The sequence below is a fragment of the Kocuria coralli genome (assembly GCF_008831305.1).
GTDB classification, from domain to species: Bacteria; Actinomycetota; Actinomycetes; order Actinomycetales; family Micrococcaceae; genus Kocuria; species Kocuria coralli.
On sequence record NZ_ML708665.1, the window covers coordinates 1 to 314 of the forward strand.

The following is a 314-nucleotide window of genomic DNA, read 5'->3' on the forward strand; positions in this document are numbered from 1 at the left end:
CCGAAGCCGCATTCGCGAAGCTCGCCGGTATCAGCCCCGTCCCGACCGGGTCCGGGATGACCAGCGGTCGACATCGCATCAACCATGGTGGGCACCGGCAGCTGAACGCCGCGATCTACCGCACCGTGATCGTCCGGATGAGGTTCCATGAGCCGACCATCGCCTACGTCGCGCGTCGGACCGCTGAAGGCAAGAGCAAGCGAGACATCATCCGTTGCTTGAAGCGCTACGTCATTCGCGAGGTCTACCACCTCATTAAGGTCAACCCCCGCACCGGTGAAATCGCGAGTTGACAACTATAGGAGCGTCAACGC

Annotated in this window: 1 protein-coding gene; it reads left to right on the forward strand. The window is 61.8% G+C overall.

Translation table 11 applies throughout. From position 1 onward, the window contains the following. Window positions 1–293 (forward strand): transposase (locus FCK90_RS15260; RefSeq protein ID WP_158035148.1); only part of this gene is annotated, 293 nt, incomplete at its 5' end. Window positions 294–314: the final 21 nt, after the last annotated feature.